Source organism: Hydrogenophaga sp., from assembly GCF_051860785.1.
Taxonomy (GTDB): Bacteria; Pseudomonadota; Gammaproteobacteria; order Burkholderiales; family Burkholderiaceae_C; genus Hydrogenophaga.
This window is the reverse complement of record NZ_JBIMLB010000010.1, coordinates 55,567-81,419: the sequence shown is the minus strand read 5'-3', so window position 1 is coordinate 81,419 and position 25,853 is coordinate 55,567. Positions and strand designations below refer to the sequence as shown.

General features: G+C 67.7%; 26 protein-coding genes and 1 pseudogene. 10 read left to right on the top strand and 17 right to left on the bottom strand.

The features are described from left to right. The 9 genes and pseudogenes from ACTIF6_RS14570 to ACTIF6_RS14530 form a co-directional block, all read right to left on the bottom strand. Entirely contained in the window at positions 1-639 is a 639-nt protein-coding gene (locus ACTIF6_RS14570) for a hypothetical protein (protein ID WP_439588640.1), read from the bottom strand. Next, the gene (locus tag ACTIF6_RS14565; protein WP_439588639.1) at positions 636-2,966 is read right to left on the bottom strand and encodes an MMPL family transporter; all 2,331 of its coding nucleotides are present in this window, start codon (positions 2,964-2,966) and stop codon (positions 636-638) included. Before ACTIF6_RS14565 ends, ACTIF6_RS14570 begins: the two co-directional genes overlap by 4 nt. Beyond that, entirely contained in the window at positions 2,963-3,532 is a 570-nt protein-coding gene (locus ACTIF6_RS14560) for a LolA-related protein (protein ID WP_439588638.1), read from the bottom strand. Before ACTIF6_RS14560 ends, ACTIF6_RS14565 begins: the two co-directional genes overlap by 4 nt. Further along, positions 3,529-4,434, bottom strand: a complete 906-nt coding sequence (locus tag ACTIF6_RS14555; RefSeq protein WP_439588637.1) for an LpxL/LpxP family acyltransferase — start codon at positions 4,432-4,434, stop codon at positions 3,529-3,531. Before ACTIF6_RS14555 ends, ACTIF6_RS14560 begins: the two co-directional genes overlap by 4 nt. Further along, positions 4,431-6,084 (bottom strand): annotated as a pseudogene (locus ACTIF6_RS14550) (AMP-binding protein). Before ACTIF6_RS14550 ends, ACTIF6_RS14555 begins: the two are co-directional and overlap by 4 nt. After that, positions 6,081-6,743: a hypothetical protein gene (locus ACTIF6_RS14545; protein ID WP_439588636.1), complete on the bottom strand. Its 663-nt coding sequence runs from the start codon at positions 6,741-6,743 to the stop codon at positions 6,081-6,083. The pseudogene ACTIF6_RS14550 and the gene ACTIF6_RS14545 overlap by 4 nt, the downstream one beginning before the upstream one ends. Then, complete coding sequence (locus ACTIF6_RS14540; protein WP_439588635.1) at positions 6,740-7,024, bottom strand: phosphopantetheine-binding protein; 285 nt, start codon at positions 7,022-7,024, stop codon at positions 6,740-6,742. The genes ACTIF6_RS14545 and ACTIF6_RS14540 overlap by 4 nt, the downstream gene beginning before the upstream one ends. Positions 7,025-7,051: 27 nt before the next feature. Continuing rightward, a complete protein-coding gene (locus ACTIF6_RS14535; RefSeq protein WP_439588634.1) occupies positions 7,052-8,314 on the bottom strand; it encodes a beta-ketoacyl-[acyl-carrier-protein] synthase family protein in 1,263 nt (420 codons plus the stop codon). A 3-nt stretch (positions 8,315-8,317) separates the two neighbouring features. Continuing rightward, the gene (locus ACTIF6_RS14530) at positions 8,318-8,557 is read right to left on the bottom strand and encodes an acyl carrier protein (protein WP_439588633.1); all 240 of its coding nucleotides are present in this window, start codon (positions 8,555-8,557) and stop codon (positions 8,318-8,320) included. A 227-nt stretch (positions 8,558-8,784) separates the two neighbouring features. Between ACTIF6_RS14530 and ACTIF6_RS14525 the strand changes: the two genes are divergently transcribed. After that, the gene (locus ACTIF6_RS14525; RefSeq protein ID WP_439588632.1) at positions 8,785-9,450 is read left to right on the top strand and encodes a phosphatase PAP2 family protein; all 666 of its coding nucleotides are present in this window, start codon (positions 8,785-8,787) and stop codon (positions 9,448-9,450) included. On the opposite strand, the gene ACTIF6_RS14520 is transcribed toward ACTIF6_RS14525, so the two are convergent. From ACTIF6_RS14520 to ACTIF6_RS14505, 4 genes are all read right to left on the bottom strand, one after another. Further along, positions 9,440-9,964: a GNAT family N-acetyltransferase gene (locus tag ACTIF6_RS14520; RefSeq protein WP_439588631.1), complete on the bottom strand. Its 525-nt coding sequence runs from the start codon at positions 9,962-9,964 to the stop codon at positions 9,440-9,442. The genes ACTIF6_RS14525 and ACTIF6_RS14520 overlap by 11 nt on opposite strands. Positions 9,965-9,970: 6 nt before the next feature. Continuing rightward, positions 9,971-10,903 carry a LysR family transcriptional regulator gene (locus ACTIF6_RS14515; RefSeq protein ID WP_439588630.1) on the bottom strand — a complete coding sequence of 311 codons (933 nt, stop codon included), beginning with the start codon at positions 10,901-10,903 and terminating at the stop codon, positions 9,971-9,973. Positions 10,904-10,967: 64 nt separating this feature from the next. Further along, positions 10,968-12,158: a CaiB/BaiF CoA transferase family protein gene (locus ACTIF6_RS14510; protein ID WP_439588629.1), complete on the bottom strand. Its 1,191-nt coding sequence runs from the start codon at positions 12,156-12,158 to the stop codon at positions 10,968-10,970. Continuing rightward, complete coding sequence (locus ACTIF6_RS14505; RefSeq protein WP_439588628.1) at positions 12,155-13,075, bottom strand: hydroxymethylglutaryl-CoA lyase; 921 nt, start codon at positions 13,073-13,075, stop codon at positions 12,155-12,157. The genes ACTIF6_RS14510 and ACTIF6_RS14505 overlap by 4 nt, the downstream gene beginning before the upstream one ends. Positions 13,076-13,174: 99 nt before the next feature. On the opposite strand from ACTIF6_RS14505, the gene ACTIF6_RS14500 reads away from it, so the two are divergent. Further along, complete coding sequence (locus tag ACTIF6_RS14500) at positions 13,175-13,921, top strand: IclR family transcriptional regulator (RefSeq protein WP_439588627.1); 747 nt, start codon at positions 13,175-13,177, stop codon at positions 13,919-13,921. Between the two features lie 18 nt (positions 13,922-13,939). Here ACTIF6_RS14500 and ACTIF6_RS14495 read toward each other — a convergent pair whose 3' ends face one another. Genes ACTIF6_RS14495 through ACTIF6_RS14480 form a run of 4 tightly spaced genes read right to left on the bottom strand, consistent with a single transcriptional unit; the run spans position 13,940 to position 17,617 of the window. Continuing rightward, complete coding sequence (locus ACTIF6_RS14495) at positions 13,940-14,632, bottom strand: HAD family hydrolase (RefSeq protein ID WP_439588626.1); 693 nt, start codon at positions 14,630-14,632, stop codon at positions 13,940-13,942. Continuing rightward, on the bottom strand, positions 14,629-15,396 hold the full coding sequence (gene eutC, locus ACTIF6_RS14490; protein WP_439588625.1) for an ethanolamine ammonia-lyase subunit EutC: 768 nt from the start codon (positions 15,394-15,396) through the stop codon (positions 14,629-14,631). Before eutC ends, ACTIF6_RS14495 begins: the two co-directional genes overlap by 4 nt. After that, positions 15,393-16,781 carry an ethanolamine ammonia-lyase subunit EutB gene (locus tag ACTIF6_RS14485; RefSeq protein ID WP_439588624.1) on the bottom strand — a complete coding sequence of 463 codons (1,389 nt, stop codon included), beginning with the start codon at positions 16,779-16,781 and terminating at the stop codon, positions 15,393-15,395. Before ACTIF6_RS14485 ends, eutC begins: the two co-directional genes overlap by 4 nt. Further along, entirely contained in the window at positions 16,781-17,617 is an 837-nt protein-coding gene (locus tag ACTIF6_RS14480) for a phosphodiesterase (RefSeq protein ID WP_439588623.1), read from the bottom strand. Before ACTIF6_RS14480 ends, ACTIF6_RS14485 begins: the two co-directional genes overlap by 1 nt. A 140-nt stretch (positions 17,618-17,757) precedes the next feature. Here ACTIF6_RS14480 and ACTIF6_RS14475 point away from each other — a divergent pair, with 140 nt between their 5' ends. From ACTIF6_RS14475 to ACTIF6_RS14440, 8 genes are all read left to right on the top strand, one after another. Beyond that, positions 17,758-19,056 carry an ABC transporter substrate-binding protein gene (locus ACTIF6_RS14475; protein WP_439588622.1) on the top strand — a complete coding sequence of 433 codons (1,299 nt, stop codon included), beginning with the start codon at positions 17,758-17,760 and terminating at the stop codon, positions 19,054-19,056. 16 nt (positions 19,057-19,072) lie between these two features. Continuing rightward, positions 19,073-20,008, top strand: coding sequence for a carbohydrate ABC transporter permease (locus ACTIF6_RS14470; RefSeq protein ID WP_439588621.1), 936 nt, complete (start codon positions 19,073-19,075; stop codon positions 20,006-20,008). A 2-nt stretch (positions 20,009-20,010) separates the two neighbouring features. Continuing rightward, entirely contained in the window at positions 20,011-20,844 is an 834-nt protein-coding gene (locus ACTIF6_RS14465; RefSeq protein WP_439588620.1) for a carbohydrate ABC transporter permease, read from the top strand. Between the two features lie 198 nt (positions 20,845-21,042). Beyond that, positions 21,043-22,128, top strand: a complete 1,086-nt coding sequence (locus ACTIF6_RS14460) for an ABC transporter ATP-binding protein (RefSeq protein WP_439588619.1) — start codon at positions 21,043-21,045, stop codon at positions 22,126-22,128. A 5-nt stretch (positions 22,129-22,133) separates the two neighbouring features. After that, positions 22,134-22,919 (top strand): DeoR/GlpR family DNA-binding transcription regulator, encoded by a 786-nt coding sequence (locus ACTIF6_RS14455; RefSeq protein ID WP_439588618.1) that lies wholly within the window; start codon positions 22,134-22,136, stop codon positions 22,917-22,919. Positions 22,920-22,944: 25 nt separating this feature from the next. Further along, a complete protein-coding gene (locus tag ACTIF6_RS14450) occupies positions 22,945-23,187 on the top strand; it encodes a glutaredoxin domain-containing protein (protein WP_439588617.1) in 243 nt (80 codons plus the stop codon). A gap of 136 nt (positions 23,188-23,323) precedes the next feature. Then, positions 23,324-25,540: a malate synthase G gene (locus tag ACTIF6_RS14445; protein ID WP_439588616.1), complete on the top strand. Its 2,217-nt coding sequence runs from the start codon at positions 23,324-23,326 to the stop codon at positions 25,538-25,540. After that, positions 25,513-25,839 carry a hypothetical protein gene (locus tag ACTIF6_RS14440; RefSeq protein WP_439588615.1) on the top strand — a complete coding sequence of 109 codons (327 nt, stop codon included), beginning with the start codon at positions 25,513-25,515 and terminating at the stop codon, positions 25,837-25,839. Before ACTIF6_RS14445 ends, ACTIF6_RS14440 begins: the two co-directional genes overlap by 28 nt. Positions 25,840-25,853: the final 14 nt, after the last annotated feature.

Sequence of the window (25,853 nt, the reverse complement as noted above, 5' to 3'; positions counted from 1 at the left end):
TCAGGCGATGTGTCCAGCGTCGAGGAAGCGTTCCCACAGTGGCAGCCAGGCGGACCAGTCGTGCCCGCCACCGACGGTGTGGCGCGAGGCCGGTGGGAAACGTTCGGCCACTTGCTGGATGCGTCCGGCAAAGCGGTCCTCGCGGCCATGGCCGATGAACACCAGCAGATCGGCCGGTGGGCGCTGCAGCCACTGCCACACGCGCAGCTCGGGATCCTGCAGGTCTTCTGCGCTGGGTCGCCAGCGGTCGGGGCCACCGGCACGCTCGATCACATTGGTGCTCGGACGGCTGCCGGCGTAGGGTGCCAGCAGACACAGGCCGGCGACCACGCCCGGGCGCGCGGCCACATGCGCCATGGCCAGTAGCCCACCCAGAGAGATGCCACCCAGCCAGACCTGCGCTGCGCGCGAGCGGGCCGGATCGATGATCTCGTTCTGCAACGCATCCCATCGGTCCATGGCATCGAGCCCCACGCCACCAATGTCCACGCAGAGCAGATCCAGCGGTAGCCCGCGCTGCTCGATGGCACGGGCGAAGCCGGCCTCGAAGATCGCCTCCGGTTGCATGGCCACACCGGGCAGCATCACCATGAGGTGCGGCGCCGAGCCGGCGGTGCCCACGGTGCGCAGGGAGGTCACGGCGCGGGCTTTCTGACGGCAAAAGCCGCCGAGAGAATCAAGGCTAGCACGGCGCCCGGCCCCACCGTGATGCCCAGGGCGTGCAGCACCGGCACCGAGGACCATGCCAGCACGCCGAAACCGATGGCGGTGGTGAAACTGGCCACGCCGATGGACAGCAGGGTCTCGTCGTCCAGCGTTTCACCCAGCGCGAGGCGGTCGAAGAACAGCGTGTAGTTGGAACCCACGGCCACGGTGAGCAGCAGGCCCACCAGGTGCAGCAGATGCAGGCGAACGCCGCTGACATGCAGGCCGGCCACCACCACCATCACCGCCATCACCAGCGGCAGCATCACCCCCAGCAAACGCGCGGGGCTGCGCAGCACGAAGGCGAGCACGACGACGATGGCGGCAAAACCCGCCAGCGACAACACGATGGCTTCATCGATGTAGTCGCCGTAGAGCGTGTCGAACTCGCCTTTGAGATCGACGAACAGCGCGCCGCTGCCCGCCAGCGCCGCGCGCACTTCCTCGACCGGGATGTCCTTGTCGGGTGCCGGGCGCAGCGGCAGCAACACGCTCCAGCCTTGCGCACGCTGCAGCAGCAAGGCATCCACCGCCAGCCCGAGGCCGGTGCCGTCGAGGTCCTGCCGCGTGAGGTTGGCCGAGGCGCGCGCGGCCCGCACGTCGTCCAGGAACGGCTGGAGGCGATCGGCCGGAATCGGCGCATCGACCAGCGCGGTGCGCAGGCGCGCATCGAGCTCTTCGAGTGTCGGCAGGCTGGCGCGGCGCGCGTTCTGCATGGCCTCGCTGGGCAGGAAGCGCGCCGGTGTGTCAAAGCCACCGATGTGCCCGTCCTCCACCAGCCGCCGCAGGGGCGCCCCCGCGCGCTCGGCCGCCTGCAAGGCGCTTTCGCGATCGGGCGCGGTGATCACCGCCATGTAGCGCGCATCGGGCGCGCCGAGGTCGCCGCGCAGCCGGGCATCGAGTTCGCCTTCGGCCTGCGTCACCGTGGAGAGCGCCGACAGGTTGGGGTACCAGAGTTCGTTGCGGTTCTGCACCAGGTACGCCCCGGCCACCAGCACCACCGCCAGCAAGGGCCAGCGGAGTGTGCCCGCGCGTTCCACCAGCGGGCGCAACACGCGTCCCTGGCGTGCGCCGTCGTTCAGGTGCACGCCAGGACCCGCCAGGTGGGGCAACAGGTAGCGCGTCACCAGGGCGGCCGTGAGCACGCCGCTGATGGCGTACAGGCCGAGCTGGGCCAGGCCTGGAAAGCCCGAGAACAGCAGCGCGCCAAAGCCCAGCAGCGACGTGAGCACGCCCAGGCGGATGGTGGGCCAGTACTGTTCTCGCCAGGAGCTCATGCCCATGCGGCCGGACTGCACGAAGTAATAGATGGCGTAGTCCACCGCCTCACCAATGAGCGCGGCGCCGAAGCCCACCGTGATGCCGAACACCGTGCCGTGCACCAGGCCGACCGTGACGATGGCCGCGAGCGTGCCGCTGAGCACCGGCACCAGCGTGAGCAGCATCAGGCGAGCGCGGCGGTAGACGAAACCGAGCAGGATCGCGAGGATCACCGAACTCATGAGCGACAGCCGTGCGACCTCTTCCTGGATGGTGGCGCGCGCGCGCACCGCGAACAGACCCGGCCCGGACATCTCCAGCGTCAGCGCCTCCAGGCCACTCTGGCGGGTGGCTTCTGCGAAACGTTCGCGGATCAGATCGATGGCGGCAGCCTGGCCGTCGGTATCGGAGCCCAGCGCATGGGTCTGCAGGATCAGCATGGCGCGCTCGCCATCGCGCGAGGCCCACACGCCCTCCCTTTCGTTGGGTTGCACACCCGCGCCCAGGCCCGAGACCAGTTCCACCAGTTCGCCCGTGGGGTCGCGCGCGAGGAAAGGCTTGAACAGCAGACCGGCCGAGGAACTGAGCAGGTCGATGCTGTTGTTCACGGCGCTGCGCAGGCCTTCCACGCTGAAGTGTTCCGGCGTGACCGCACTGCTGAGCAGGTAGCGGTGATCGAGCAGGAAATCGCGCGCCGTGTCCAGCGCTTCGGACTCACCGTTCTGCACCGTGGCAAAGGCCTCGTTCCCAGCCAGCGAGGCGCGCAGTGCGCGCGAGGCATCCGCGCGCTGCTTCGCGTCGCCACCGGCAATCGACAGCATCAGCAGCCGCGACACCGCGCCTTCGCGCAACTGGTCGACCATCACCGACTGTTCGGCGGTGGGCCTGGAGGGCAGGAAGAAGGAGACGTCGGCGGAGAAGCGCGTGTTCAGGAGCAACACCACGCCGATCGCCATCGCACCGAGCCAGACCACAAGGGCCTGCCAGAAACTTCGGGTCATGGCGCCTTCACCGGCTCGATGCTCATCTCCGTGCGATCGCCATCGGCCTGCAGGTATTCGATGCCCAGCACCTGTTCGCGCACGCCGCTGAGCGTGATGCGCTTGAGCAGCGTGGCGATGCGGGCGTCACTGGGCACCAGCGTGAGCACCCAGGCGTCCAGGCTGCCGGTGAGCGAAAGCTGGTAGCTGCGCTCCAGGGACGCGCGGTTGCCTGAAAGCGTGCTGCGGATGCTCTCCACGAAGGCCGCCACCTCGGGCCGCTGGCCGAGCTGGATCGACATCTTGCGGCGGTCGCGCTCCAGGCTGAGCGTGTCCTTGTCGAGCAGCATCGTCTCTGGCTTGGGCGTGAGCGTGCGTTTCTCCAGCCGGTCGGGGGCGGTGTAGGTCATCTCGCCGGTGGCCACCACCGGTTTGTCGAGCAGGGCCAGGTGGCGTTTCTCGACGAACTTCGCCTGACCGCCAGGGTTGCGGGCCAGCTCGGTCATCAGCTGGTCGATGTCGAAGGCGGCCTGCGCCAGGCCGGTGAAGACCAGAAGTGCAAGGGCGGTGAGAAGACGTCGGATCATGAGCGGTTCCAGAAATCGTAGAAGTTGAACCAGTTGTACGGCGCACGACGGCAGAAATCGCCGAGCCGGTCGGCGTAGGCCTGCATGGCTGCTGTCACCGCAGCTTCGCGTTCGCCGCGTTCGATGGTCGTGAAATCGGCCAGCGGCTCGAAATGCAGCTCGTAACGGTTGCCACCGAGGTAGAGGCCGGCCATGAAGAACACCGGCCGGCGCAACATGGCTGCCATGCGCCAGGGTCCCACCGGAAAGCGCGCGGGGGCACCGAGGAACATGCATTCTGCCGTGGAGTCGTTGGCCAGGGATCGGTCGGCGAGCATGCCCACCAGGCAGCCGGCCTCCAGACGGTCGCGCGCCTTGAGCATCGAATCGGGGTGGCCCAGTGCCACCACGTCCTGCTGCGCGGCCGGGTTGATGGCGTGCAGGATGGCGTTGATCTTGCGCGCGTTCTCTTCGTACATGAGCATGGCCACCGGCGCCTGGGCATGCGTGTGCCCCACGGCGCGCAGCACCTCGAAGCTGCCCAGGTGCGCACCCATCAGCAATGCGCCGGGCTGATGCCGCAGCGCCTCGCTCACCAGCTCGCCACCGACGATGCGGATGTCGAAAAGATCGAAGCGATCGTTGAGCAGGTAGACGCGGTCGTGCACGGTGCTGGCGAAGCTGAACACGTGGCGGTAGCCATCGGCCCAGGTGGGCGTGCGGCCCAGCGCACGTTCCAGATAGGCGCGGCCATTGCGGCGGGCCTTGGGCGAGAACAGCACGAAGTACAGCGCAATGCCACACAGCACCAGACGCCCGACACGGCGGCCCAGGCGCAACGAGATCCACACCATGAGGCGCAGCGCGCCCAGGTGGCTGCGCTCCTGCTCGCGCATCCACTCGGGAGTAGGGCCGTGGGTCATGGCGCGGGCGGCACCAGGTTGCCGCTGGCCACATCGCGCCCCTCGCAGATCACGCGAAAGCCGATGCCGCCGCGCGCGGTGGCTTGCAGGACAAACTGCAACATGGCCCCCGGCCCGACCGGCACGAAGAACTTGGCCTGCGCGACCTGCCAGCCCGCGGTGGTTTCGGCTCCGTGCAGGCGCTCCGCGAACAGCAGGGCCTGGTCGAGCAGCACGACGCCGGGCACGATGGGCCGCGCAGGAAAATGGCCAGCGAAGGCAGGGTGGTCGACCGGCACGGTCCACGTGAACTCAGCGCTGTCCATGCCCCACCTGCTCGGCGTAGAGCGCCTGCAATGCCTGCCGTGTGAGTTTGCCGGTGCTGTTGCGCGGCAAGGCGTCCACCAGCACCAGCGGACGCGGCAGAAAGATGGCGTCCAGCCGCGGGCGCAGGCCCGCCATGAGCGTGCGCGCATCCAGCGTGGGCGCAACCACGAAGGCCACCAGACGCGTCACGGCTTCGACGCCCTCAGCCCCTTCGGGCGCATCGGGCAGAAAAAAGGCAACATCGACCACACCCGGCAGCGCGCCGAGCTGGTGGTTGAGGTAGGCCAGCGAGGTGCGCTTGCCGGCGATGTTGACCAGATCGGCGTGGCGGCCGTGCAGCAGGAAGCGGCCGTCGGCGCGGGTCTCGATGAGGTCCGCGAGCGGCACGCGGCCTTCCACATGACCCCCGCTGGCATGGGTGGTGTCGCCGTCCTGCTCCAGCAACACATCCTGCATCGGCTGCCAGGCCGCGCCGTCGAGCGTGCGCCGGCTGGCCAGTGCGGACGATTCGGTGGAACCGTAGATCTCGTGCACCGGCGCGCCGCAACGATCTTCGGTGCGGCGCGCGAGCTCGGGGCTGAGCGGCGCGGTGGCCGAAAGCACCAGGTCCAGCGGTGGCACCGGCAGGCCCGAAGCGAGCAGCGTGGAGAGGTGAAACGGCGTGGTCACCAGCATGCGCGGGCGCGGCATGGCCTGCAGCGCGTCCACGATGTCCTGTGGATAGAAAGGCTTGCCGGCGGCGAACTGGCAGCCGCCGTGCAATGCGATGAGGAACGTGGACTCGAAGCCGTAACTGTGCTGGATGGGCACGGTGCCCACGATGGCCTGCGGTTGCTGAAGCAACCCGAGCGCGGCGGCCTCGGCGCGGCCATTGAGCACCAGCTTGCCCCAGGTCTTGCGGTGCGGCTGAGGCAGGCCGGTGGAGCCGGAGGTGAACAGGATCGCGACGAGTCGCTCGTCGTCGATCTGCGGCATCTCCTGCACGTCGGCGCGCGGCAGCGCGGCCAGATCGGGAAAACGGCAACCCGGCAGGCCAGGCACCGCATCGGGCTGGTCGCTGAGCCAGCAGGTGCCTGGGTAGTCGGCCCCCAGGCGCTGCAGCGTTTCGGGTGATTGCGAGGAAGGCTGCAGACTGACCTTGCCCGCCAGCAGGCCGGCGGCAAAGCCGACCGCAAAGTGGTAGCGATCCTCACACAGGTTGAGCAGCCAGCCGCCACCCGGCAGCCGCGCTGCCAGCGCGTGCGCGTCGGCCAGGAATTCGCGCACCCGCACCGGTCCCTGGGCTCGCCAGGCCAGCACGTCGTCGAGCTGGCGATCACTGATCAGCGCGGAAGTGACCGTCATGCGGGGGGAGGGGTGGTCACACGCACCGAGCGCTCGGCCGATTCGCGGCGGTACGCCCGCACGATGTCGGCCAGGCCGGGGCGCTCGTGCGGCGGCAGCACGCACACGCGCCACACGTGTTCGATCAGGAACATCAGGCCGATCAAGGGGCCGGTGAGCAGGTTGGCGTGCACTGACCAGATGGCGGGGGGCGCAAAGACGAACAGCACCGTGGACACCAGCGCATTGGCGAAGAAGAAGAGCGTCCAGGCCAGGGTGACGTTGCGTGTGTAGCACACCTTGCGCGCGGAGAGTTCGTGGCTGAAGATGCGTCGCGCCATGCGGGTGATGAGCGCTTCACCCGGGCCGAGCAGGGACTTGCCGAAGTACACGCCCAGCGCCACGTGGATGCCCAGGTGCTGCAGGTAATACAGCAGAGGCACGTTGCTTCTGAGCTGGGGCCACAGCCACGCGAGCAAGCCCAGGACCACGAGCACACCGGCCACGCGGGCCGCCCACGGCGGCACGCGCCACAGCGCCATGAACAATGCCGCCACCACCGGCAACACGGCCACGGCGGTGTTGAAGTCGGCGTTGCCCCAGCCAGCGCTGCCCACGTGCGCCGCGACCACCCAGGCCGCCATCAGCAGCAGCGCGCCCAGGTTGCGCAGGAGCGTCATTGCGTGCGTTGGCTGGCGATGTGGGCCGCCAGGGCGCGCGGCGTGGCAAAGATCTTCTCGTTGTCTTCGTTGTCCGAACGCATCTGGAAACCGTAGCGTTTGGAAATGACGAGCGAGATTTCGAGCATGTCGATGGAGTCGAGCCCCATGCCGTCGCCGTACAGCGGGCCGTCGGGGTTCACCTCGCCGGGTTCGATGTCCATGTTGAGGGCTTCGATGATCAGGGCCACGACCTCGGGCCACAGGGCGTCGACGGCTTCAGGGGAGACAGGTTGGGTCATGGAATTCAGTCAGTTTCAAGAAAAGCGTCAACGGGGCGGCGCACGGAACGCCAGCACGGCATTGCTGCCACCGAAGGCAAAGGAACTCGAGAGCGCGGCCTGCATGGTCATGCCACGGCGGCCCTGCAGGATGTGGTCGACACCTTCGCAGGCCGGATCGATTCGGCCTGCGAGGTGGGCGGTGGGTGGGGCGGCCTGCTCGCGCAGCGCCAGCGCCGTGACCACGGCTTCGATGGCACCGGCGGCGCCGAGCAGGTGCCCATGCATGGATTTGGTGGCGCTCACGGGCAGCCTCGATGCCAACACGCCAAACACCTCGCACAAGGCGGCGATCTCCACCGGGTCACCCTCGGTGGTGGCCGTGCCGTGCGCATTGACGTAGTGGATGTCCGCAGGCGCCAGCCCGCCGTCGACGAGGGCGGCGCGCATCGCACGCACCTGGCCTTCGCGCTGCGGACGGACCAGGTGGCTGTGATCGCAACTGGTGCCATAGCCGACGATTTCACCATGGATGCGGGCGCCCCGGGCCACCGCGTGGTCCCAGGCCTCCAGCACCAGGGCTGCGGCGCCTTCGCCCAGCACCAGGCCGGCACGGTCGGCCGCGAAAGGTCGGCAGGCGGCCGCCGAGGACGCCGCATCGCCTGGCGACAACACCCGCATGGCTTCCCATGCGCGCACCACGCCATAGGACTGGCAGACATCGGAGCCGCCGGTCAGCATCACGTTGGCTTCACCGCTGCGCACGCGCCTGAACGCTTCGCCGATGGCGATGCCCGACGAGGCGCAGGCGGCCGTGTGGCTGGTGCTGACGCCGCCCAGACCGAGTTGTATGGAAATGTGCGCGTTGACCGCGTTGTTCATGCCCTGTACGACCGACAGCGGCGAAAGACGTTCACGGCCCATCTGCCACATCTCGCGGCTGCCGCGCTCGTGTGCCGCCAGGCCACCCAGGGCCGTGCCCCAGATGCAGCCCCACTGCTCGCGCGCACCGCCGCAGGCCTCTTCAGGCCGGCGTGGCAACCCGGCCTGCTCCCAGGCCTGGAACGCCGCTGCCATGCCGAGCTGGGCGAAGCGCTCCATCATGAGCGAGAGCGGCTTGCCCAGGGCGGCAATAGCGTCGAAACCGGCGCAACTCACGAAAGGGGTCGACAGCGGGCGGGGCAGGTCTTCGGTGAGCAGGTGGTGCACGGCCGACTCGCCTGCGATCAAACGCTCGAAGAAGTCGGCGATGTCGCCACCGTAGGGGCTGATCACCCCGAGACCTGTGATCGCGACGCGGCGGGCCTGCATGGGTCAGCCGGTCTTCGCGGTGGTCAGCGAATCCAGCGTCGCCCGCATGTCGCCCACCGTGCTGGGCAGCGGAAGATCGGACGGAATCTCGATCCCCAGCCGGTCTTCGGCCTCGAACAGGAGCTCGGCCAGCATCAGCGAGTCCACCCCCAGGTCGGCCAGCAGCGAAGCGGGCTGGATCTGGCTGGGCTCCACGCCCAGGCGATCGGTGAGAAAGGTGCGAATCAGATCGGCAGAACTCATGGGAAAGGTCCGAATTTTGACCGGCAGGGTGTGACCAGAGCGAAAGCCCGGGCACGTGAACGGATGCGGGGGAGTCCCGGAAGCAGCAGCCTTTTTGTTGTTGTGGGGCCCGGTGCGTACACAGGCCACCCGTGCTGCGAAGGGCGACAGATTATACAAATGCGCTACCCCAGAGGGCGCCTGTCGTACATTAGCGCGGCGCCAACGCCGATCGACCTCCACCCCGCATGACACCCCCCACCGATCGCGCCTGGCCCCGGCAACTGATGGCCCGTTTCGTGACGCTCTGGTACCTGAAGGCGGCCGGCACCACCGCTTTCATGGTGCTGTTCTTCCAGGGTTACTTCTGGGTGCTGCACCACCCCACGCGTGAACCCTGGCCGATGCCGGCGCTGGCCATCGACGACTGGGTGCCCTTCACACCCGCCGGGTTCGCCGCCTACGTCTCGCTCTGGGTGTATGTGTCTCTGCCATCGGCCCTCATGCCGAACTTTCGCGAGCTGCTGCGCTACGGGCTGTGGACCGCCGCCCTGTGCGCCTCGTGCCTGCTGGTGTTCTGGTTGTTGCCCACGCAGGCGCCGGTGCCCGACATCGACTGGTCGCTCCACCCCCAACTGGCGTTCATGAAAGGCATCGACGCCTCCGGCAACGCCTGCCCTTCGCTGCACGTGGCCTCGGCGGTCTACACCGCGTTCTGGCTGCAGCGCGTGTTTTCCCAGGTGGGCGCGCCCCGCGCACTCAAGGTCTGGAGCGTGCTGCAGTGCGCCGTGATCGTGTGGTCGACCATGGCGATCCGCCAGCACGTGTTTCTGGACGTGGTGGCCGGTGCGCTGGTGGGCGGGCTGTTCGCGTGGCTCTCGCTTCGGCGTGGGGCCTCGGGGGTCACGCACTGAAAGTCAGGCGCCAATGCCGGCGCGCCCTGGCCGCTTCTTCCTCCGCTGAGGCGGGCGGCAACAGGACGAAACCCAGTTCTTCCAACACCGCCTGCGAGGCGCCATTGTCCGCGTGGGTGTAGGCGTGCATCTCGCGCAGTTTCAGCTGGCGATCGCCGTAGTCCACCCAGGCCGCTGCGGCCTCGCGCACCAGCCCCTGGCCGCGCGCTTCGGGCAGCTGCGCATAACCCAGCTCCACGTCGGGTGACCCTTCCCTGACCAGCAGGCCGCACATGCCGACCGGGCGCGGCTCGACCTCCTTCAGGTCCATCGCACACAGCCCGATACCCAGTGCGGCGTACATGGCCATGGGGCCTTCGAGCAGGTAGCGCTTCGCGTCCTCCAGCGTGCGCACGGCCTTGTCGCCGATGTACGCGAGCCAGGCGGCGTCGTTCACGAGTTCGAGGACGAAAGGCGCGTCCGCCTCGGTGAAGGGCCGCAGGCGCAGGCGGTCGGTTTCCAGCGTGGGAGGCATGGCGGTTCAGCGCGCGCCCGCGCCGGCCCAGAACTCTGGCCGGGCGTATTCGTGCTTGAGGAAATCGATCCACAACCGCACGCGCAGCGCCAGGTGCTTGCGCTGCGGGAACAGCGCGAAGATGCCGTTGGGTGGTGCAGCGAAATCGTCGAGCACGCTCTCCAGCCGGCCGGCGGCGATGTCGGCCTCCACTTCCCAGGTGCTGCGCCAGGCGATGCCGTAACCGGCCAGGCACCATTCGCGCAGCACCTGCCCGTCGGTGCAGTCCAGCGGACCACCCGGTCGCAGGTGAACGATCTCCCTGTCGCCGCCCTCGGCGGGCACGGCAAATGCCCAGCCCCGGGTCTGTGACGCATCGCTGGAAAGCGTGAGGCAGTCGAAGCGAGCGAGATCGGCCGGCACTTGCGGACGGCCATGCTGCTGCAGGTAGCGCGGTGTGGCCACGCACAGTCGGCGGTTGTCGGCCAGGCGCACGCTCACCAGCGAGGAATCCGGCAGGTCGCCCACGCGCACCGCGCAGTCGTAGGCTTCACCGGCCACGTCCACCACGCGGTCGCTCAGGTTGAGCGAGATGGTGACCTCGGGATGCAGCTCGCGAAAGCGCGGCACCAGCGGCGCCACGTGGCGCCGCCCGAAGCCGGCCGGCGCGGTGATGCGCAGGTGGCCGCTGGCCTTGACGCCGCCCGCGCTCACACTGGCTTCGGCGTTGGCGATGTCGACCAGCAGGCGCTGGCAGTCTTCCAGAAAGGCGCTGCCTTCGTGCGTGAGCGTGATGCGGCGCGTGGTGCGCACCATCAGTTTCACGCCCAACCGGGCTTCGAGGGCGTCGAGCCGGCGTCCGATGATGGCCGGAGCCACGCCCTCGGCTTTGGCGGCCGCCGTGAGGCTGCCGCGCGTGGCGACCGCCACGAAGGTTTCGAGTTGCTTGAGTTTGTCCACGGGGGGCAGATTACCCCACTCTCACGCATGGACCCATGAAAGATCTGACAGGATTGATGACTTTTCAGTCAGCTTTCAGCACGGTGCGGCTCAATTGCGTCGCTTGTTCAGCCGTGTACCCCAGTGACGTCAGCAACTCGTCGCTGTGCTCTCCCAGCCGGGGCGGGCTGCGGCGCACGCCCAGTCGCTCACCATCGAGCGCCAGCGGCAGGAGCACGGTTTGCGCAGTCTCGCCCGCGCGCTTTCCGTCGGGCAGGGTGATGGGCGCCAGGCCGCCGGTGGCGCACAGGTGGGGGTCCTCCAGCAGTTCGTGGGGCCTGGTGATCGGCGCGAATGGCAGGCCGTGGCGTTCGAACAGTGCGGCCAGGTCGGCCGCCTTCTGCGTGGACAGGCGTTCGCGCAGCAAGGGCATGAGCCAGTCGCGCGCGCGCACCCGGTTGTTGTTGCCCATCAGCCTCGCATCGGCTTTCAGATCCTGATAGCCAAAGGCCTCGCAGAAGAGGGCCCACTGCGTGTCGCTCACCACGGCCAGGAAGATCTGCTCGCCATCCTGCACCTGGAACACGTCGTAGATGCCCCAGGACGAAATGCGATCGGGCATGGGTGCGGCGGGCTTGCCGGTGACGGCGAACTGCATCATGTGCTGCGCGACGAGGAAGACGTTGTTCTCGAACAGCGAGCTCTGCACTTCGCAGCCTTCGCCGGTCTTCTCGCGCGCACTCAGCGCCGCCATGACGCCGATCGCGCCGAAGAGCCCGCCCATGATGTCGTTCACGGAAGAACCCGCTCGCAGCGGGTCGCCGGGGCGGCCTGTCATGTAGGCCAGGCCGCCCATCATCTGCACCACCTCATCGAGCGCGGTTCGGTGGTCGTAGGGGCCGGGCAGGAAGCCCTTGTGGCTCACATGGATCAGGCGCGGGTTGAGCGTCTTCAAGGTGTCGTAGTCCAACCCCAGCTTCTTCATGGTGCCGGGCTTGAAGTTCTCGCTGACCACGTCGGCGGTGGCGATGAGCTTGCGCACCGCCTCCTGGCCTTCGTGCGACTGCAGGTCCAGCACCAGGCTTTTCTTGTTGCGGTTGAACAGGGGGTAGAAACCGGCGCCCGAGCCCAGCAGGCGGCGCGTGTTGTCGCCGGTGGGCGGCTCCACCTTGATGACCTCGGCGCCCAGGTCGGCCAGCACCATGCCGCAGGTGGGGCCCATGACCATGTGGGTGAATTCGACGACTCGCAGGCCTTCGTAGGGGAGTTTTGTCATGAGAAGAAATTCTTGGGCAGACCCGCTTCGGGCGTCATGCCGTACACGGGTTCACCGGGCAGGCCCGCTCTAAGCGGCTCGCGCGCGGCGATGAGTTTCGAGATGTCGATGCCGGTGCGCACACCCATGGCCTCGAACATGAACACCAGATCTTCAGTGACCACATTGCCGGAGGCGCCGGGTGCGTAGGGACAACCGCCCAGGCCACCGAGCGAAGCATCGAAAGTTCGCACACCCACATCAAAAGCCGCCAGACAGTTGGCAAGCCCCAGGCCACGCGTGTTGTGCATGTGGGCCGCGCCCGCGCGCTCGCCCAGTTCGTCGCGCAGTCGCGTGAACAGGCGGCGCACCTGCGCCGGATTGGCCATGCCCGTGGTGTCGGACAGGCCCACTTCGTCCACACCCGCTTCCACACAGGCCACGGCCAGACGGATCACATCGTCTTCGTTCACCGCACCCTGCAACGTGCAGCCGAACGCGGTGGACAGGCCCACCTCCATCGACACAACGGGCGCGAGCTCTCGCCGCAGTGCATGCACCTCGCGCAGTTCGTCGAGCATCTGTGCCGGCGTCTTGCGCACATTGGCCAGCGAGTGCGCCTCGCTCGCCGAAACCGGCAGGGTGATCTTGTGCACGCCAGCGGCCAGCGCGGCCTCGGCGCCGCGCCGATTGGGCACCAGCGCCATCACCGTGATGCCCTGGTGCCGCAGTGTGTGGTGCACCACGTCCACCACGTCGGCCATCTGCGGCAACAGCCTGGCTGGCACGAAAGAGCCGACCTCGATCTCGCGCAGGCCGGCCGCCACGAGCGCGTCGATCCAGCGCAGCTTGTCGACCGTGGGCATGGTGGCCTTCACGGATTGCAGGCCGTCGCGCGGACCGACTTCGCTGATGAGGACTTCGAACGGAAAGGACATGAAAGTGTTTCAGGACTTGCGTTCTATCAGACAGAACGATATTCTTTCTGATGAAAGAATGGCAGATCATCCCGATGCTGTCAACCCGAGCCCGTCGCCATGCCCCGCAAAGCACAAAGCCCTTCCGTTGCCGACACCCACGCCGCCACAGGCGGAACCGCCGCAGTGGACCGCGCGCTCTCGCTGCTGGGCGCGTTCCACGCGGGCGATGCGGCCTTGTCGCTGGCCGAACTGGCCGAGCGCACACATCTTTACAAGAGCACCGCATTGCGCCTGCTCGCATCCCTCGAACACGCCCACCTGCTGCAACGGCTGGACGACGGACGTTACGCCTTGGGCGGCGAAGTGGCACGGCTGCACGGCATTTACGCCGCGTCCTTCTCGCTCGACCGTGTTGTCATGCCGGTGCTGCGCCAGCTCGTGGCCACCACAGGCGAGAGCGCGGCTTACCACGTGCGCCAGGGCCAGGCGCCGAACCAGACGCGCCTGTGCCTCTACCGAGTGGATTCACCCCACCCGGTGCGCGACCATATTCGCGCCGGAGACCTGCTGCCGCTGCACCAGGGCACAGGCGGGCGTGTGCTCTCGGCCTTCGGCGCCGGCGACGACAACCGCAATCCCACGCCGGCAGACAAGCGCGTGTACGCGCGCATCCGCACCGACGGCTTCATGACCGCCGTGGGCGACCGCCTGGCCGAGGTGGCGGGCATCTCCGCGCCGGTGTTCCATGCGGACGGATCGATTGCCGCGTCGCTCACGCTCACCATGCCCGCGCACCGGTTCGATGAGCGGCATGTGGGCAAGGTGCTGGCGGCGGCGCGGGGGTTGAGTGGGCGCGTGGGCTGAGCGTCACCCGATCCCGCCTCAGGCCGTCGCCTTGCCCAACACGTCGATCACCCGCCAGTCGTGCACCAGGGCGTGCTGGTGCAACGCGGCGTCCGGGTTGACGGCGACCGGGTGCCCCACGTTGCTGAGCAGGGGCAGATCGTTGATGGAGTCGCTGTAGAACCAGGCCGACTCCAGCGCTTGCTCCGACAGGCCTTGGTCGGCCAGCCAGATGCGCAGGCGCCGCAACTTGCCTTCACGCATGTTGGGAAAGCCCAGCACCTCCCCGGTGTACACGCCGTTGGAGAGAACCAGCTCGGTCGAGAGCCAGTCGGTGAAGCCCAGATCGGCGGCGGTGCGGGCGGCGATCACGCTGTTGCTGGCGGTGGTCAGCAGCAGCGAGTGGCCGGCATCCCGATGCGATGCCACCAGGGCGCGCGCGGCGTCCGGGAGGCGGGGACGAATTTCCTCCGCCAGGAACCGGTCCTGCCAGGGTGCCCATTCGGCCGGTGTGCGGCCGGCCAACAGCGCGGCATAGAAATCGCTGAAGGCTTCCACGCTGACGCGCCCGGCGCGGTAGTCGGCGCCCATGCGCTCGTTGCCGGCCTGCACCTTGGCGTCCACCAGGCGGTGGCGCAGAAGAAAGCGGCACCAGAGGTCGTCGCCGTCGCCGTCGAGCAGGGTGTGGTCCAGGTCAAACAAGGCCAGGGTGGGCATGGTTCGTGGTGTCATGGTGGAAGGGAATCGATCGCGCTCTGGTCCTTGAGGCCGACGCCGGTCAATCCCCGGCGCAGCGCCTGCCGGACCAGCCAGGCCAGGCGTTGTCCAGCGGCGGCGGGCGCCAGGCCATCGGGACGGATGTTGCTCACGCAGTTGCGCTCGGCGTCGGTGCGGCCCGGTCGAGGTTCGTGGGTCAGGTAGGCGCCCAGGCTGTCGGCCGCGCTCAGGCCCGGGCGCTCGCCGAGCAGGATCAAGGCCAGCCGCGCCTGCAGCGCGGCGCCCACGTCGTCGGCCAGCGCGACGCGCGCCTGGGTGGCCACCACGAGGGGCGCGCACTGCAGTGGCGCATCGGGCGACGCGGCCAGCGAGCGGTGCAGCGCAGTCAGCACCGCCAGCGCATGCGACTGCACCGCCAGCGCGGACAGGCCATCGCCCAGCACCACCACCAGATCCGCGGGGCCGGTGGCCACATCGCGCAGGTGCTGCCGGTCTTCAGCCCGCAGGCGTCGGCCGAGATCGGGCCGGCGCAAATAATCCACCCGCGTGGGCGCCTCGCTGGCGACCATCACCGGCGGCCAGCCCGCCTGCGCGGCGTCGAGTGCCAGGGCCTCGATGTCCAGCGCCACATGCACTGCGTCGCGCGCCCGCGCATGCGCCGCCGAGAAGCGCAACAGCTCTGCGGTGGGCAGGCTGCTGCCCGCGCGGCCCAGCGCGATGCGCGCCGGCGTGTGGCGTCGCAGCTCGGTCCACGGGTCCTGAACCACCGGCTCGTTCATGGCGCCCCCAGCAAGGGACTGAAACGCCGCGCCAGCGCGGGCACCACCGGCGCGGGGTACAGGCGCCCTTGCGCATCGGTGATGCCCTGCGCCTGCAACCAGGCCTCGAATTCCGGTGCGCGTTTTTTACCCAGCAACTCGCGCACGAAGAGCGCGTCGTGGAACGAGGTGCTCTGGTAGTTGAGCATCACGTCGTCGGCACCGGGCACGCCCATCATGAAGTTCAACCCGGCCGAGGCGAGCAGCACGAGCAGGTTGTCCATGTCGTCCTGGTCGGCTTCGGCGTGGTTGGTGTAGCAGATGTCGCAACCCATGGGCAGGCCGAGCAGCTTGCCGCAGAAGTGGTCTTCCAGGCCGGCGCGGATGATCTGCTTGCCATCAAACAGGTACTCTGGCCCGATGAAGCCGACCACGGTGTTCACCAGCAGCGGCTGGTAGCGCCGCGCCACGGCATAGGCGCGCGCTTCGATGGTCTGCTGGTCGACACCATGGTGCGCCCCGGCCGACAGGGCACTGCCCTGGCCGGTCTCGAAGTACATGAGGTTCTGGCCCACGCTGCCGCGCCGCTGGGCCTGCGCGGCCGCATGCACCTCGTCGAGCAGCCCCAGGTGCACGCCGAAGCTGCGGTTGGTGGCCTCGGTGCCGCCGATGCTCTGGAACACCAGGTCCACCGGCGCGCCCTGTTCGATGGCCTGCAGCGTGTTGGTGACATGGGTGAGCACGCAGCATTGCGTGGGCAGCCCGTGGCGCTGCACGAGCTCGTCGAACAGGTGCAGCAGGCGCACCAGCTCGGGCACGCTGTCGCTCACCGGGTTCACGCCGATGCACGCATCGCCTGCGCCGTACATGAGTCCGTCGAGCATGCTGGCCAGAATGCCGGCCGGGCTGTCGGCCGGGTGGTTGGGTTGCAGGCGCACTGCGAGGTGGCCGGGCAGGCCCAGCGTGTTGCGAAAGCGCGTGACGACCTGGCAGCGGCTGGCCACCAGGATCAGGTCCTGGTTGCGCATGAGCTTGCTCACCGCGGCCACCATCTCGGGCGTGAGGCCGGGCGCGAGCGCTTGCAGCGTGGCGGTGTCGGCCGCATCGGAGAGCAACCAGTCGCGAAAGCCGCCCACCGTGAGGTGGGCCACTGGCGCGAACGCCGATGCATCGTGGCCATCGACGATGAGGCGCGTGATTTCGTCCTCTTCATAAGGGACCACGGCATCGTCAAGGAAGCGCTGCAAGGGCAGGTCGGCCAACACCTCGCGCGCGGCCACGCGCTGCTGCGCGCTCTGCGCGGCCAGCCCGGCCAGCTCGTCGCCCGAGCGCGGCGGCGATGCGCAGGCCAGCAGGGCGCGCAGGTCGGCGAAGTGGTGCCGCTCCAGGCCCACCTGCGCCTGCATCACAGCACCAGCGCCGGACCGAAGGCCTCGACGTAGCTCAAGTGGGTGCACAGGCCGTGCGGCAGCGACCAGCGGTGCAGCGAGATCTTGGGCGGTTCGAGTTGCGCGCGCAGCGGTGCACCGGGCCGCAGGTCGAGCGTGATCTGATGCGCCACCGAAGGCGCCACATGCAGCGGCGCACCGCCGAACTGCATCTGCACCGGGCGGTGCAGGTGGCCGCACAGCACGCCCTGCACCGCGCCGTGCTGGCGCACCAGCGCGGCCAATGCGTCGCCACCGGTCAGGAGGCTGCAGGCGTCCATGGCTTCGATGCCGGTGGGCAGCGGTGGGTGGTGCATGAAGATCAGCACCGGCTCGTCCCGGCAAGCATCCAGCGTGCGCGCCAGCCAGGCAAGTTGGTCGGCCTCCAGGGCGCCGTGCGATTGCCGGGGCACCACGGTATCGAGTGCCACCAGGTGCAGGCCACCGTGGTGGCGGTGGTAGCAGCACACCCCGTGTGGTGCATCGGGCGCCACCGGCATGCACCGGCTCAGGGCGTCGCGCGCCACCTTGGGGTCGTCGTGGTTGCCCGGCACGGCGTACACCGGCATCGACAGCAGTGCCAGGGCATCGGCCACCACCGCGTATTCGGCTGCGCTGCCGTGTTCGGTGAGGTCACCGGTGAGCAACACCAGATCGGGCGCTGGCTCCATGGCCGCCACATAGGCCACCGCCTGGCGCAGAGCGTGCTCGGTGTCCATGCGACCGCCCAGGAAAGCGGGCCCGGTACCCACGTGGGGATCGGACAGTTGGGCCATCAGCAGCGTCGTGCTCATGGTGGTGGAGTCTAAGATCATTTTCAACACAAATCCATAATTTGATGTGGAACTATTCTTGCTTGTGTGGATTTCATATGTTTGTCACGATGTGACCGGAACATACGACCTGCCTTTTTTCTTGTTTTCGATTCACCACCCTGTCTTGAAGGAGCCGTGTCATGTCCCGATTCAACCCCACCCCGCGCCGCCAGTTCCTCAAAAGCAGCGCCACCGTGTCGGCCGCCGCGCTGCTCGGCGGCATGCCGCTGTTTGCCTCGGGCCAGCAGCAGGTCAAGCTGGCTTTCATGTACCCCGTCGGCGTCTCGGGCGACATCAACCGCCTGGTCTCCAACATGATCAGCAGCTTCAATGCCGCCCACAGCGACATCCAGGTCGAGGCGATCTACGCCGGCAGCTACGACAACACCGAGCAGAAGGTGATGACGGCGCTCGGCGTGGGCGATCCGCCGGCGTCCTGGCTGCCCATCAACTCCATGCTGACCACCTTTCTGGGCATGGACGCCCTGGAGGACGTGACGGCCCTGGCCAAGGCCGACGACATCTACCAGGACTTCATGCCCGGCTTCCTGGGCACGTGCATGTCCGACAACAAACTCTATGGCCTGCCGTTCCAGTGCAGCACACCGGTGCTCTATTACAACAAGCCGGCTTTCGAAAAGGCCGGCATCAAGGCTGCTCCGACGACCTGGACCGAGCTGGAAGCGGCGGCCAAGGCGCTCACCCAGCGCCAGGGTGACACCGTCTCGCAATGGGGCCTGACCATCGGCGGCGGCTGGCACGACTGGATCTTCGAGAGCTTCGTGCGCCAGAACGGCCTGGTGTTCTGGACCAGGGACAAGGTGGCCTTCGATGCGCCGGAAAGCGTGAACGCGCTGGAGTTCTGGCAGCGCATGGCGCAGGCGAAGATGATGCCGGCGGCTTCCACGTGGGAGAGCTCGGCCAACGATTTCATGGCCGGGCGCACCGCCATGCTCTACCACTCCACCGGCTCGATGACCAACATCCTCAAGTCGGCGTCGTTCCCGGTGGGCGTGGCGCCCATGCCCAAGGGCAAGCAGCTCGGCTCCACCATGGGCGGTGGGCCGATCCTGATTGCCAAAAAGCAGCCCGACGCGCACAAGAAGGCGGCCTGGACCTTTGCGCGCTGGATGACCAACACGCAGAACCAGGCGCAGTGGTGCATCGACACCGGCTACCTGGCGGCGCGCAAGTCGTCTTGGGACACGCCGGTGCTCAAGGCGCACGTGGCCAAGGTGCCCGAAGCGCGCACCGCGTTCGTCACCGCGGAAGTGGCGGGCGCCTTCCTGCAGGTGCCGGGTTACCACAAGGTGCGCGCGCACCTGCAGAGCGCCATCGACCGCACGCTGGCCGGCGAGGTGAAGCCCGACGCCGCGCTGCGCGAGGCCACCGCCAAGTCCAACCTTGAGATCCAGCGCCTGGCTCGCCGGCGCGGCTGAGGCACCGGGAAATGCCATGAACACCCTGACCCTGGCCGATGCGCCCGACGCCGTGCCTGTCGTGCGCAACCGCGCGCGAAGGCGCGAGATCCTCACTGCCGTGGTGATGCTCGCGCCGTCACTGGTGTTCCTGGCGGCGTTCACCTACTGGCCGATCATCCGTTCACTCATCTACGGTTTCTACGATGTGCAGCTGGGATCGACCGAGGTCTTCCACGTGGGCTGGGAGAACTACCAGCGGCTCTGGCACGACGCGCTGTTCTGGCAGTCGCTGCGCAACACGGTCGTCTACATGGTGGTCACGGTGCCCACGTCCATCGGGCTGGCGCTGGTGCTGGCCGTGGCGCTCGACCGCAAGCTCCGGGGCACCGCGCTCTACCGGGCGATCTTCTTCTACCCGGTGATGGTGCCTTCGGTGGCCGCGGGCATGGTGTGGGTGTTTCTGTACGCGCCGGGCTACGGCCCCATCAACGGGTTGATGGAGATGCTCGGCCTGCCCAAGCTGGAATGGCTGTACGACCGCCAATGGGCGCTGCCAGCCATCATCTTCATGAGCATCTGGAAGTACGCGGGGTACTTCATGCTGATCCTGCTCGCCGCGCTGCAGCTGGTGCCACGCGACCTGTACGAAGCCGCGCGGCTCGACGGCGTCTCGGGCTTCCGGCAACTGGTGCACATCACCATCCCGCTGATCTCGCCCACGCTGTACTTCGTGGTGATCATCGGCGTGCTGCACTCGTACCAGATCTTCGACTACGTGTTCGTGATGACACAGGGCGGCCCCGCCGACGCCACCAACGTGCTCACCTTCTACATCTACCAGAACGCCTTCCAGTTCCAGGACATCGGCACCGCGTCGGCGATCGCCAACATCCTTCTGCTGGTCGTCATGGGACTGATCGGCATCGTGGCGCTCACCCTCGGACGCCGTGTTCACTACATAGGACGCTGAACATGACAGCACACCGCTTCCTCCTGGCCCGTTCGCGATGGATGCACTGGCTGCTGGTGCCGGCCATGTTGCTGTGGCTCAGTCCGCTCGCGTGGATGGCCATCACCTCGTTCAAGACGCGCGCCGAAATCTTCGACCCTGCCTCTGGCGTGCTGCCGCAGGTGCTGCAGTGGGCGAACTACCCGGCGGCGCTGTCGGTCGCGCCCTTTGGCATGTACCTGTTCAACTCGCTGCTGGTGACGGGTTGCATTCTGCTGGCGCAGCTGACCACCATCACGCTGGCCGCGTACGCGTTTGCGCGCCTGCGCTTCCCCGGCCGCGACCTGCTGTTCGGCCTGTTCCTGCTCCAGGTGATGTTCCCGATCTACGCCACCTTCCTGACCAACTTCATCACGGTGCGCGAGCTCGGCCTGCTCAACAGCCTGTGGGCGCTGATGGTGCCGTTCATTGCCAGCGGCTACGGCACCTTCATGCTGCGCCAGTCGTTCCGCCAGGTGCCGCAGGACCTGGCCGATGCGGCGCGCCTGGACGGCTGCGGGCACTGGGCCACGCTCTGGCATGTGTACCTGCCGCTGGTCAAGCCCACCCTGGTGGCCTTCGGGATGATTTCGGTGGTGACGCACTGGAACGACTACATGTGGCCGCTGCTGGTCACCAACAGCGAGTCGGTGCGCACCCTGCCGATCGGCCTGGGCCTGCTGGCCAAGGCCGACAGCGGCGCCGACTGGCCGCGCCTGATGGCGGCCACCATGGTCGTCATCGCCCCGCTGATGCTGCTCTTCCTGATCTTCCAGCGCCGCTTCGTCGACAGCTTCATGCACGCGGGGTTGAAATGAGACACCTCCCTGCGCCGCTGCGCGGCTTCCCCCCTCTCTTGCGCGCCTTCGGCGCTTGGAGGGGGGACGGCATCTCGGGCCGGCGGAGCCGGACCCTTGATGCCTCTGGATCGCGTCGCTTCATTTGTTGCGGGTTGCGCTTCGGCGCGGTGACCGCCTGAAATCACTCCCTTCCACTCGCCCTTACCATCCATACCCATGTCTGCCATCTCTCTCCAAGGCATCACCAAACGCTACCCCGACCACGTTGCCGTGGACCGGCTGGATCTCGACGTGCAGGCGGGCGAGTTCATGGTGCTGGTCGGCCCTTCCGGCTGCGGCAAGTCCACCACCCTGCGCATGATCGCGGGGCTGGAGGACATCAGCGAAGGTCGGCTGCTGATCGGCGGACGCGACGTGACCCACGCCGAGCCCCACGAACGCGACATCGCCATGGTGTTCCAGTCGTACGCGCTGTACCCGCACATGACGGTCTACATGAACATGGCGTTCGGCCTGCTGCGCACGAGCAAGCTCTCGCGCGATGAGGTGGACGAGCGGGTGCAGGAGGCCGCGCGGCGGCTCCAGATCACGGAGCTGCTCCAGCGCCGGCCGAACGAACTCTCGGGTGGCCAGCGGCAGCGGGTTGCGATCGGCCGCGCCCTGGTCCGCAAGCCCAAGGTGTTCCTGTTCGATGAGCCGCTGTCCAACCTCGACGCCAAGCTGCGCACCCACATGCGCGGCGAACTCGAGCGGCTGCACGCCGAGCTGGGCATCACCATTGTCTACGTGACGCACGACCAGGTGGAGGCCATGACCCTGGGTACACGCATCGCGGTGATGGACAAGGGACATCTGCGGCAGGTGGGCGCACCGATGGAGGTGTACCGTCAGCCCGCGAACCGCTTTGTCGCCTCTTTCATTGGTTCACCCGAGATGAATTTCCTGCCCGTGCCCGGCGGCGCCTCCACCGGCCGAGCGTGGCTCAACGACCGTTACGGCGACGCCGCGCTGCAGCCTGGCACCTTGCTGGGCCTGCGTCCGGAAGAACTGTTGCTCTCCGGCGCTTCTGGCTCCGGCTTCGCCTCCGCCGCTCCGCTGAGCTGGCCCGGCGTGGTGCAGCGCGTCGAGCGCCTGGGCGCGGAGGCCTACGCGCAGATCCGCGTGGAAGGTGCCGACGTGCTGGTGCGCACCGAAGCGGACGCGTCGCTGGATGCCGAGCAGGCCATCCTGCTCACCCCCGAACTCTCGCGCCTGCGCGTGTTCGACGCACAGACCGGGGCCTCGCTGGCCGCCAGGGGCTGACCGCCATGAGCCTTGCCCCCGTGCTCAGCGCGCGCCAGGAGCGCATTGTCGAGATCCTGCGCGCCATGCCGTCCATCACCACCGTCGACCTCGCGGTGCGCCTGGGCGTCTCTGGCGAGACCGTGCGCCGCGATCTCCAGGCGATGGCCGACGACGGCATCGTGCAGAAGTTCCACGGCGGCGTCAGCCTGCACCGCGACGTGCAGGAGTCGCCGTTCCAGTTGCGCCTGCGCAGCAACGTCAGCGCCAAGCGCCGCCTGGCACAGCAGGTGTCGGCGCTCTTGCCCGACGGCGCCAGCATCGTGCTCGACAACAGCAGCACCGCCTGTTTCGTGGCCGAAGCGCTGGCCGAGCGGCGCGGCCTGACCGTGGCCACGCCCTCGCTGGAAGTGGCGCGTGCCCTGGCGCAAAGCGGTGACCGCCACACCGTCATGCTGCCCGGCGGCACGCTGCGCATCAGCGACATGACCCTGGCCGGCGCCAACGCACTGCGCTTCGCCACGCAACTGCACCCCGACTACCTGGTGGTGTCGGTGGCGTCCCTGAGCGCGCGCGGTGGCTGCCTGGACTTCGACCCCTTCGAGGTCGAATTCAAGCAGGCCGTCTGTCCGCACGCGGGCACGGTGATCGTGGTGGCCGACGCGAGCAAGTTCGAAGCCCCCGGCCTGATCACCAGCCTGCCCTGGCAGGACGTGCAGGTCCTGGTGGTCGACCGCGCGCTGCCGGACGACCTGGCCCGCGCCACCGAAGGCATTCGCATCGTGACGGCCGAGGAAGCCATCGACGGTTGAGCGGGCGGGCCCGTAAACTTGCTCCATGTCACTCCAGATCACCGTCTACTCCAAGTCCGCCTGCCCGCAATGCGAGTCGGCCAAGATGCTCCTCAAGTCCCGGTCGCTCGATTTCACGGAGATCAAGATCGATGACGAGTCGGAGCGTCTGTCCTTCTATGAAAAATGCGGCCCGTCCGTGCGGCAGATGCCCCAGATCTTCATCAACGACCAGCGCGTCGGCGGTCTGGCGGGACTGCAGGCGGCGCTGACCCAACTCGGCCGCTGAGGCGTTGGCATCGGTGGGGTAAGGCCGATTACCCTCACCGAAGTCACGGATAAATCGCAAGAAACGGATTTAATGGCGGCCCGAGTGTGGAATACAGTGCAAGCTTCCACGTCTTTCCGCCCTGATGGAGCACCCCATGACGACGACAGCACGCACCACGATCCACGGCCTTCAGGTCGCCACCGAACTCTTCGACTTCATCAACCAGCAGGTGCTGCCTGGCACGGGAGTGGACCAGGCGACATTCTGGAAGGGCTTCGATGCGATCGTGGCCGACCTCGCGCCCAAGAACGCCGCGCTGCTGGGCGAGCGCGACCGGCTGCAAGCCGAGTTGGACACCTGGCACGCGGCCAACCCAGGCCCGATCCGCAACATGGCGGGCTACCGCAAGTTTCTGGAAACCATCGGCTACCTGGTCCCCGAGCCCAAGAGCGTCAAGGCCACCACGAAGAACGTGGACGACGAACTGGCCGTGCAGGCCGGCCCGCAACTGGTGGTGCCGATCCTGAATGCGCGCTACGCGCTCAACGCCGCCAACGCACGCTGGGGCTCGCTTTACGACGCGCTGTACGGCACCGACGTGATTTCGGAAGACAAGGGCTGCGGCAAGGCCGGCCCCAAGGGCGGCTACAACCCGAAACGCGGCGCCAAGGTCATCGAGTACGCACGTTACGTGCTGGACCGCACCGCGCCCCTGAAGAAGGGTTCGCACGTGGGCTCCACCGGCTACCGCATCAACAAGGACGGTGAGCTGGTGGTGACGCTGGCCGACGGCGGCACCACCAAGCTGGCCGACAAGTCGCAGTTCGTGGGCTATCAGGGCGAGGCAAAGATGCCGAGCGCCGTGCTGCTGACCCACAACGGCCTGCACCTGGAGATCCAGATCGACCGCAACACGCCGATCGGCCAGAGCGACGCGGCCGGCGTGAGCGACCTCGTGGTGGAAGCAGCCCTCTCCACCATCCTCGATCTGGAGGACTCGATTGCCGCCGTGGACGCCGAAGACAAGGTGCTGGCTTACCGCAACTGGCTCGGCATCCTGCAGGGCACGCTGACCGAGTCGGTGAACAAGGGCGGCAAGACCTTCACACGCGGCCTGAACGCCGACCGCGAGTACACCGCACCCAACGGCAAGAAGAACGCGGTGCGCCTGCATGGCCGCTCGCTCATGTTCCTGCGCAACGTCGGCCACCTCATGACCAACCCGGCCATCCTCTGGGGTTCAGAGGGTAAGGAAATTCCCGAGGGCATCATGGATGCGGTGGTCACCACCACCATCGCCCTGCACGACCTCAAGCGCACGAAGAAGGACGGCATCCGCAACTCGCGCAAGGGCTCGGTCTACATCGTCAAGCCCAAGATGCACGGCCCGCGCGAAGTGGCATTTGCCGCCGAACTCTTCGGCCGCGTGGAGCAGTTGCTGGGTTTGAAGGACAGCACGGTCAAGCTCGGCATCATGGACGAAGAGCGCCGCACCTCCGTCAACCTCAAGGCCTGCATCGCCGCAGCCGCCAGCCGCGTGGCCTTCATCAACACCGGCTTCCTGGACCGCACCGGCGACGAGATGCACAGTGCCATGCTCGCTGGCCCCATGGTGCGCAAGGGCGACATGAAGGCCAGCGCCTGGATCCAGAGCTACGAGAAGAACAACGTGATCGTGGGCCTGTCTTGCGGCCTGCGCGGCAAGGCGCAGATTGGCAAGGGCATGTGGGCCATGCCCGATCTGATGAAGGCCATGCTGGAGCAGAAGATCGCCCACCCCAAGGCCGGCGCCAACACCGCCTGGGTGCCCAGCCCCACCGGCGCCACGCTGCACGCGCTGCACTACCACCAGGTGCTGGTGAGCGACGTGCAGATAGGCCTGGAGAAGATCGATGCCGCCGCCGAGCGCGACAACCTGCTCACCGGTCTGCTCACCATTCCCGTGAGCAGCAACCCGAACTGGAGCGAGGCCGAGAAGCAGCAGGAACTGGACAACAACGTGCAGGGCATCCTGGGCTACGTGGTGCGCTGGGTCGACCAGGGCGTGGGCTGCTCCAAGGTGCCCGACATCCACAACGTGGGCCTGATGGAAGACCGCGCCACGCTGCGCATTTCCAGCCAGCACATCGCCAACTGGCTGCACCACGGCATCGTGACCGAAGCGCAGGTGACCAAGACCTTCGAGCGCATGGCCGCCGTGGTGGACGGCCAGAACGCGGGCGACCCGCTGTACAAACAGATGGCCGGCAACTTCAAGACCAGCATGGCCTACCAGGCCGCGCTGGACCTGGTGTTCAAGGGCAAGGAACAGCCCAGCGGCTACACCGAGCCACTGCTGCATGCGTGGCGGTTGAAGGTGAAGGCGGGCTGACCCTGCACTACCTGATCTTCGACGCCAGCGACGACGGCGAAGGCACGGGCACCTGGGAAGCGATGGCCAGCGTGCGGGCCGCACAGTTGCCCGAGGTGCTGCAGGAAGTGCAGGCGGTGCTGGCCTGGGCCGAAACCCACAGCCCCGGCCCGCGCGGGCCACTGGACGAAGGGGGCGCGTGGGATGTGGATCGGTCGATGCAGGCCGAGGGCGACTGGACGTCCGTGACGCTGACGATCAGCGGGCCATGGGAATGGGGCGAGGCACTGGTGGCGGCATGGGCGTCCACACACCATTGACGCCTATTTGTCCT

What these genes read in the sequence shown, in the direction of transcription:
- ACTIF6_RS14450 (WP_439588617.1), top strand. Translation starts at nt 22,945, where the DNA reads ATGTCACTCCAGATCACCGTCTACTCCAAGTCCGCCTGCCCGCAATGC.
- ACTIF6_RS14485 (WP_439588624.1), bottom strand. Translation starts at nt 16,781, where the DNA reads ATGCAGGCGCAGGTGGGCCTGGAGCGGCACCACTTCGCCGACCTGCGC.
- ACTIF6_RS14535 (WP_439588634.1), bottom strand. Translation starts at nt 8,314, where the DNA reads ATGCAGGCCCGCCGCGTCGCGATCACAGGTCTCGGGGTGATCAGCCCC.
- ACTIF6_RS14480 (WP_439588623.1), bottom strand. Translation starts at nt 17,617, where the DNA reads ATGATCTTAGACTCCACCACCATGAGCACGACGCTGCTGATGGCCCAA.
- ACTIF6_RS14505 (WP_439588628.1), bottom strand. Translation starts at nt 13,075, where the DNA reads ATGTCCTTTCCGTTCGAAGTCCTCATCAGCGAAGTCGGTCCGCGCGAC.
- ACTIF6_RS14510 (WP_439588629.1), bottom strand. Translation starts at nt 12,158, where the DNA reads ATGACAAAACTCCCCTACGAAGGCCTGCGAGTCGTCGAATTCACCCAC.
- ACTIF6_RS14530 (WP_439588633.1), bottom strand. Translation starts at nt 8,557, where the DNA reads ATGAGTTCTGCCGATCTGATTCGCACCTTTCTCACCGATCGCCTGGGC.
- ACTIF6_RS14540 (WP_439588635.1), bottom strand. Translation starts at nt 7,024, where the DNA reads ATGACCCAACCTGTCTCCCCTGAAGCCGTCGACGCCCTGTGGCCCGAG.
- ACTIF6_RS14525 (WP_439588632.1), top strand. Translation starts at nt 8,785, where the DNA reads ATGACACCCCCCACCGATCGCGCCTGGCCCCGGCAACTGATGGCCCGT.
- ACTIF6_RS14470 (WP_439588621.1), top strand. Translation starts at nt 19,073, where the DNA reads ATGAACACCCTGACCCTGGCCGATGCGCCCGACGCCGTGCCTGTCGTG.
- eutC (WP_439588625.1), bottom strand. Translation starts at nt 15,396, where the DNA reads ATGAACGAGCCGGTGGTTCAGGACCCGTGGACCGAGCTGCGACGCCAC.
- ACTIF6_RS14475 (WP_439588622.1), top strand. Translation starts at nt 17,758, where the DNA reads ATGTCCCGATTCAACCCCACCCCGCGCCGCCAGTTCCTCAAAAGCAGC.
- ACTIF6_RS14565 (WP_439588639.1), bottom strand. Translation starts at nt 2,966, where the DNA reads ATGACCCGAAGTTTCTGGCAGGCCCTTGTGGTCTGGCTCGGTGCGATG.
- ACTIF6_RS14545 (WP_439588636.1), bottom strand. Translation starts at nt 6,743, where the DNA reads ATGACGCTCCTGCGCAACCTGGGCGCGCTGCTGCTGATGGCGGCCTGG.
- ACTIF6_RS14455 (WP_439588618.1), top strand. Translation starts at nt 22,134, where the DNA reads ATGAGCCTTGCCCCCGTGCTCAGCGCGCGCCAGGAGCGCATTGTCGAG.
- ACTIF6_RS14495 (WP_439588626.1), bottom strand. Translation starts at nt 14,632, where the DNA reads ATGACACCACGAACCATGCCCACCCTGGCCTTGTTTGACCTGGACCAC.
- ACTIF6_RS14460 (WP_439588619.1), top strand. Translation starts at nt 21,043, where the DNA reads ATGTCTGCCATCTCTCTCCAAGGCATCACCAAACGCTACCCCGACCAC.
- ACTIF6_RS14560 (WP_439588638.1), bottom strand. Translation starts at nt 3,532, where the DNA reads ATGATCCGACGTCTTCTCACCGCCCTTGCACTTCTGGTCTTCACCGGC.
- ACTIF6_RS14520 (WP_439588631.1), bottom strand. Translation starts at nt 9,964, where the DNA reads ATGCCTCCCACGCTGGAAACCGACCGCCTGCGCCTGCGGCCCTTCACC.
- ACTIF6_RS14555 (WP_439588637.1), bottom strand. Translation starts at nt 4,434, where the DNA reads ATGACCCACGGCCCTACTCCCGAGTGGATGCGCGAGCAGGAGCGCAGC.
- ACTIF6_RS14500 (WP_439588627.1), top strand. Translation starts at nt 13,175, where the DNA reads ATGCCCCGCAAAGCACAAAGCCCTTCCGTTGCCGACACCCACGCCGCC.
- ACTIF6_RS14465 (WP_439588620.1), top strand. Translation starts at nt 20,011, where the DNA reads ATGACAGCACACCGCTTCCTCCTGGCCCGTTCGCGATGGATGCACTGG.
- ACTIF6_RS14445 (WP_439588616.1), top strand. Translation starts at nt 23,324, where the DNA reads ATGACGACGACAGCACGCACCACGATCCACGGCCTTCAGGTCGCCACC.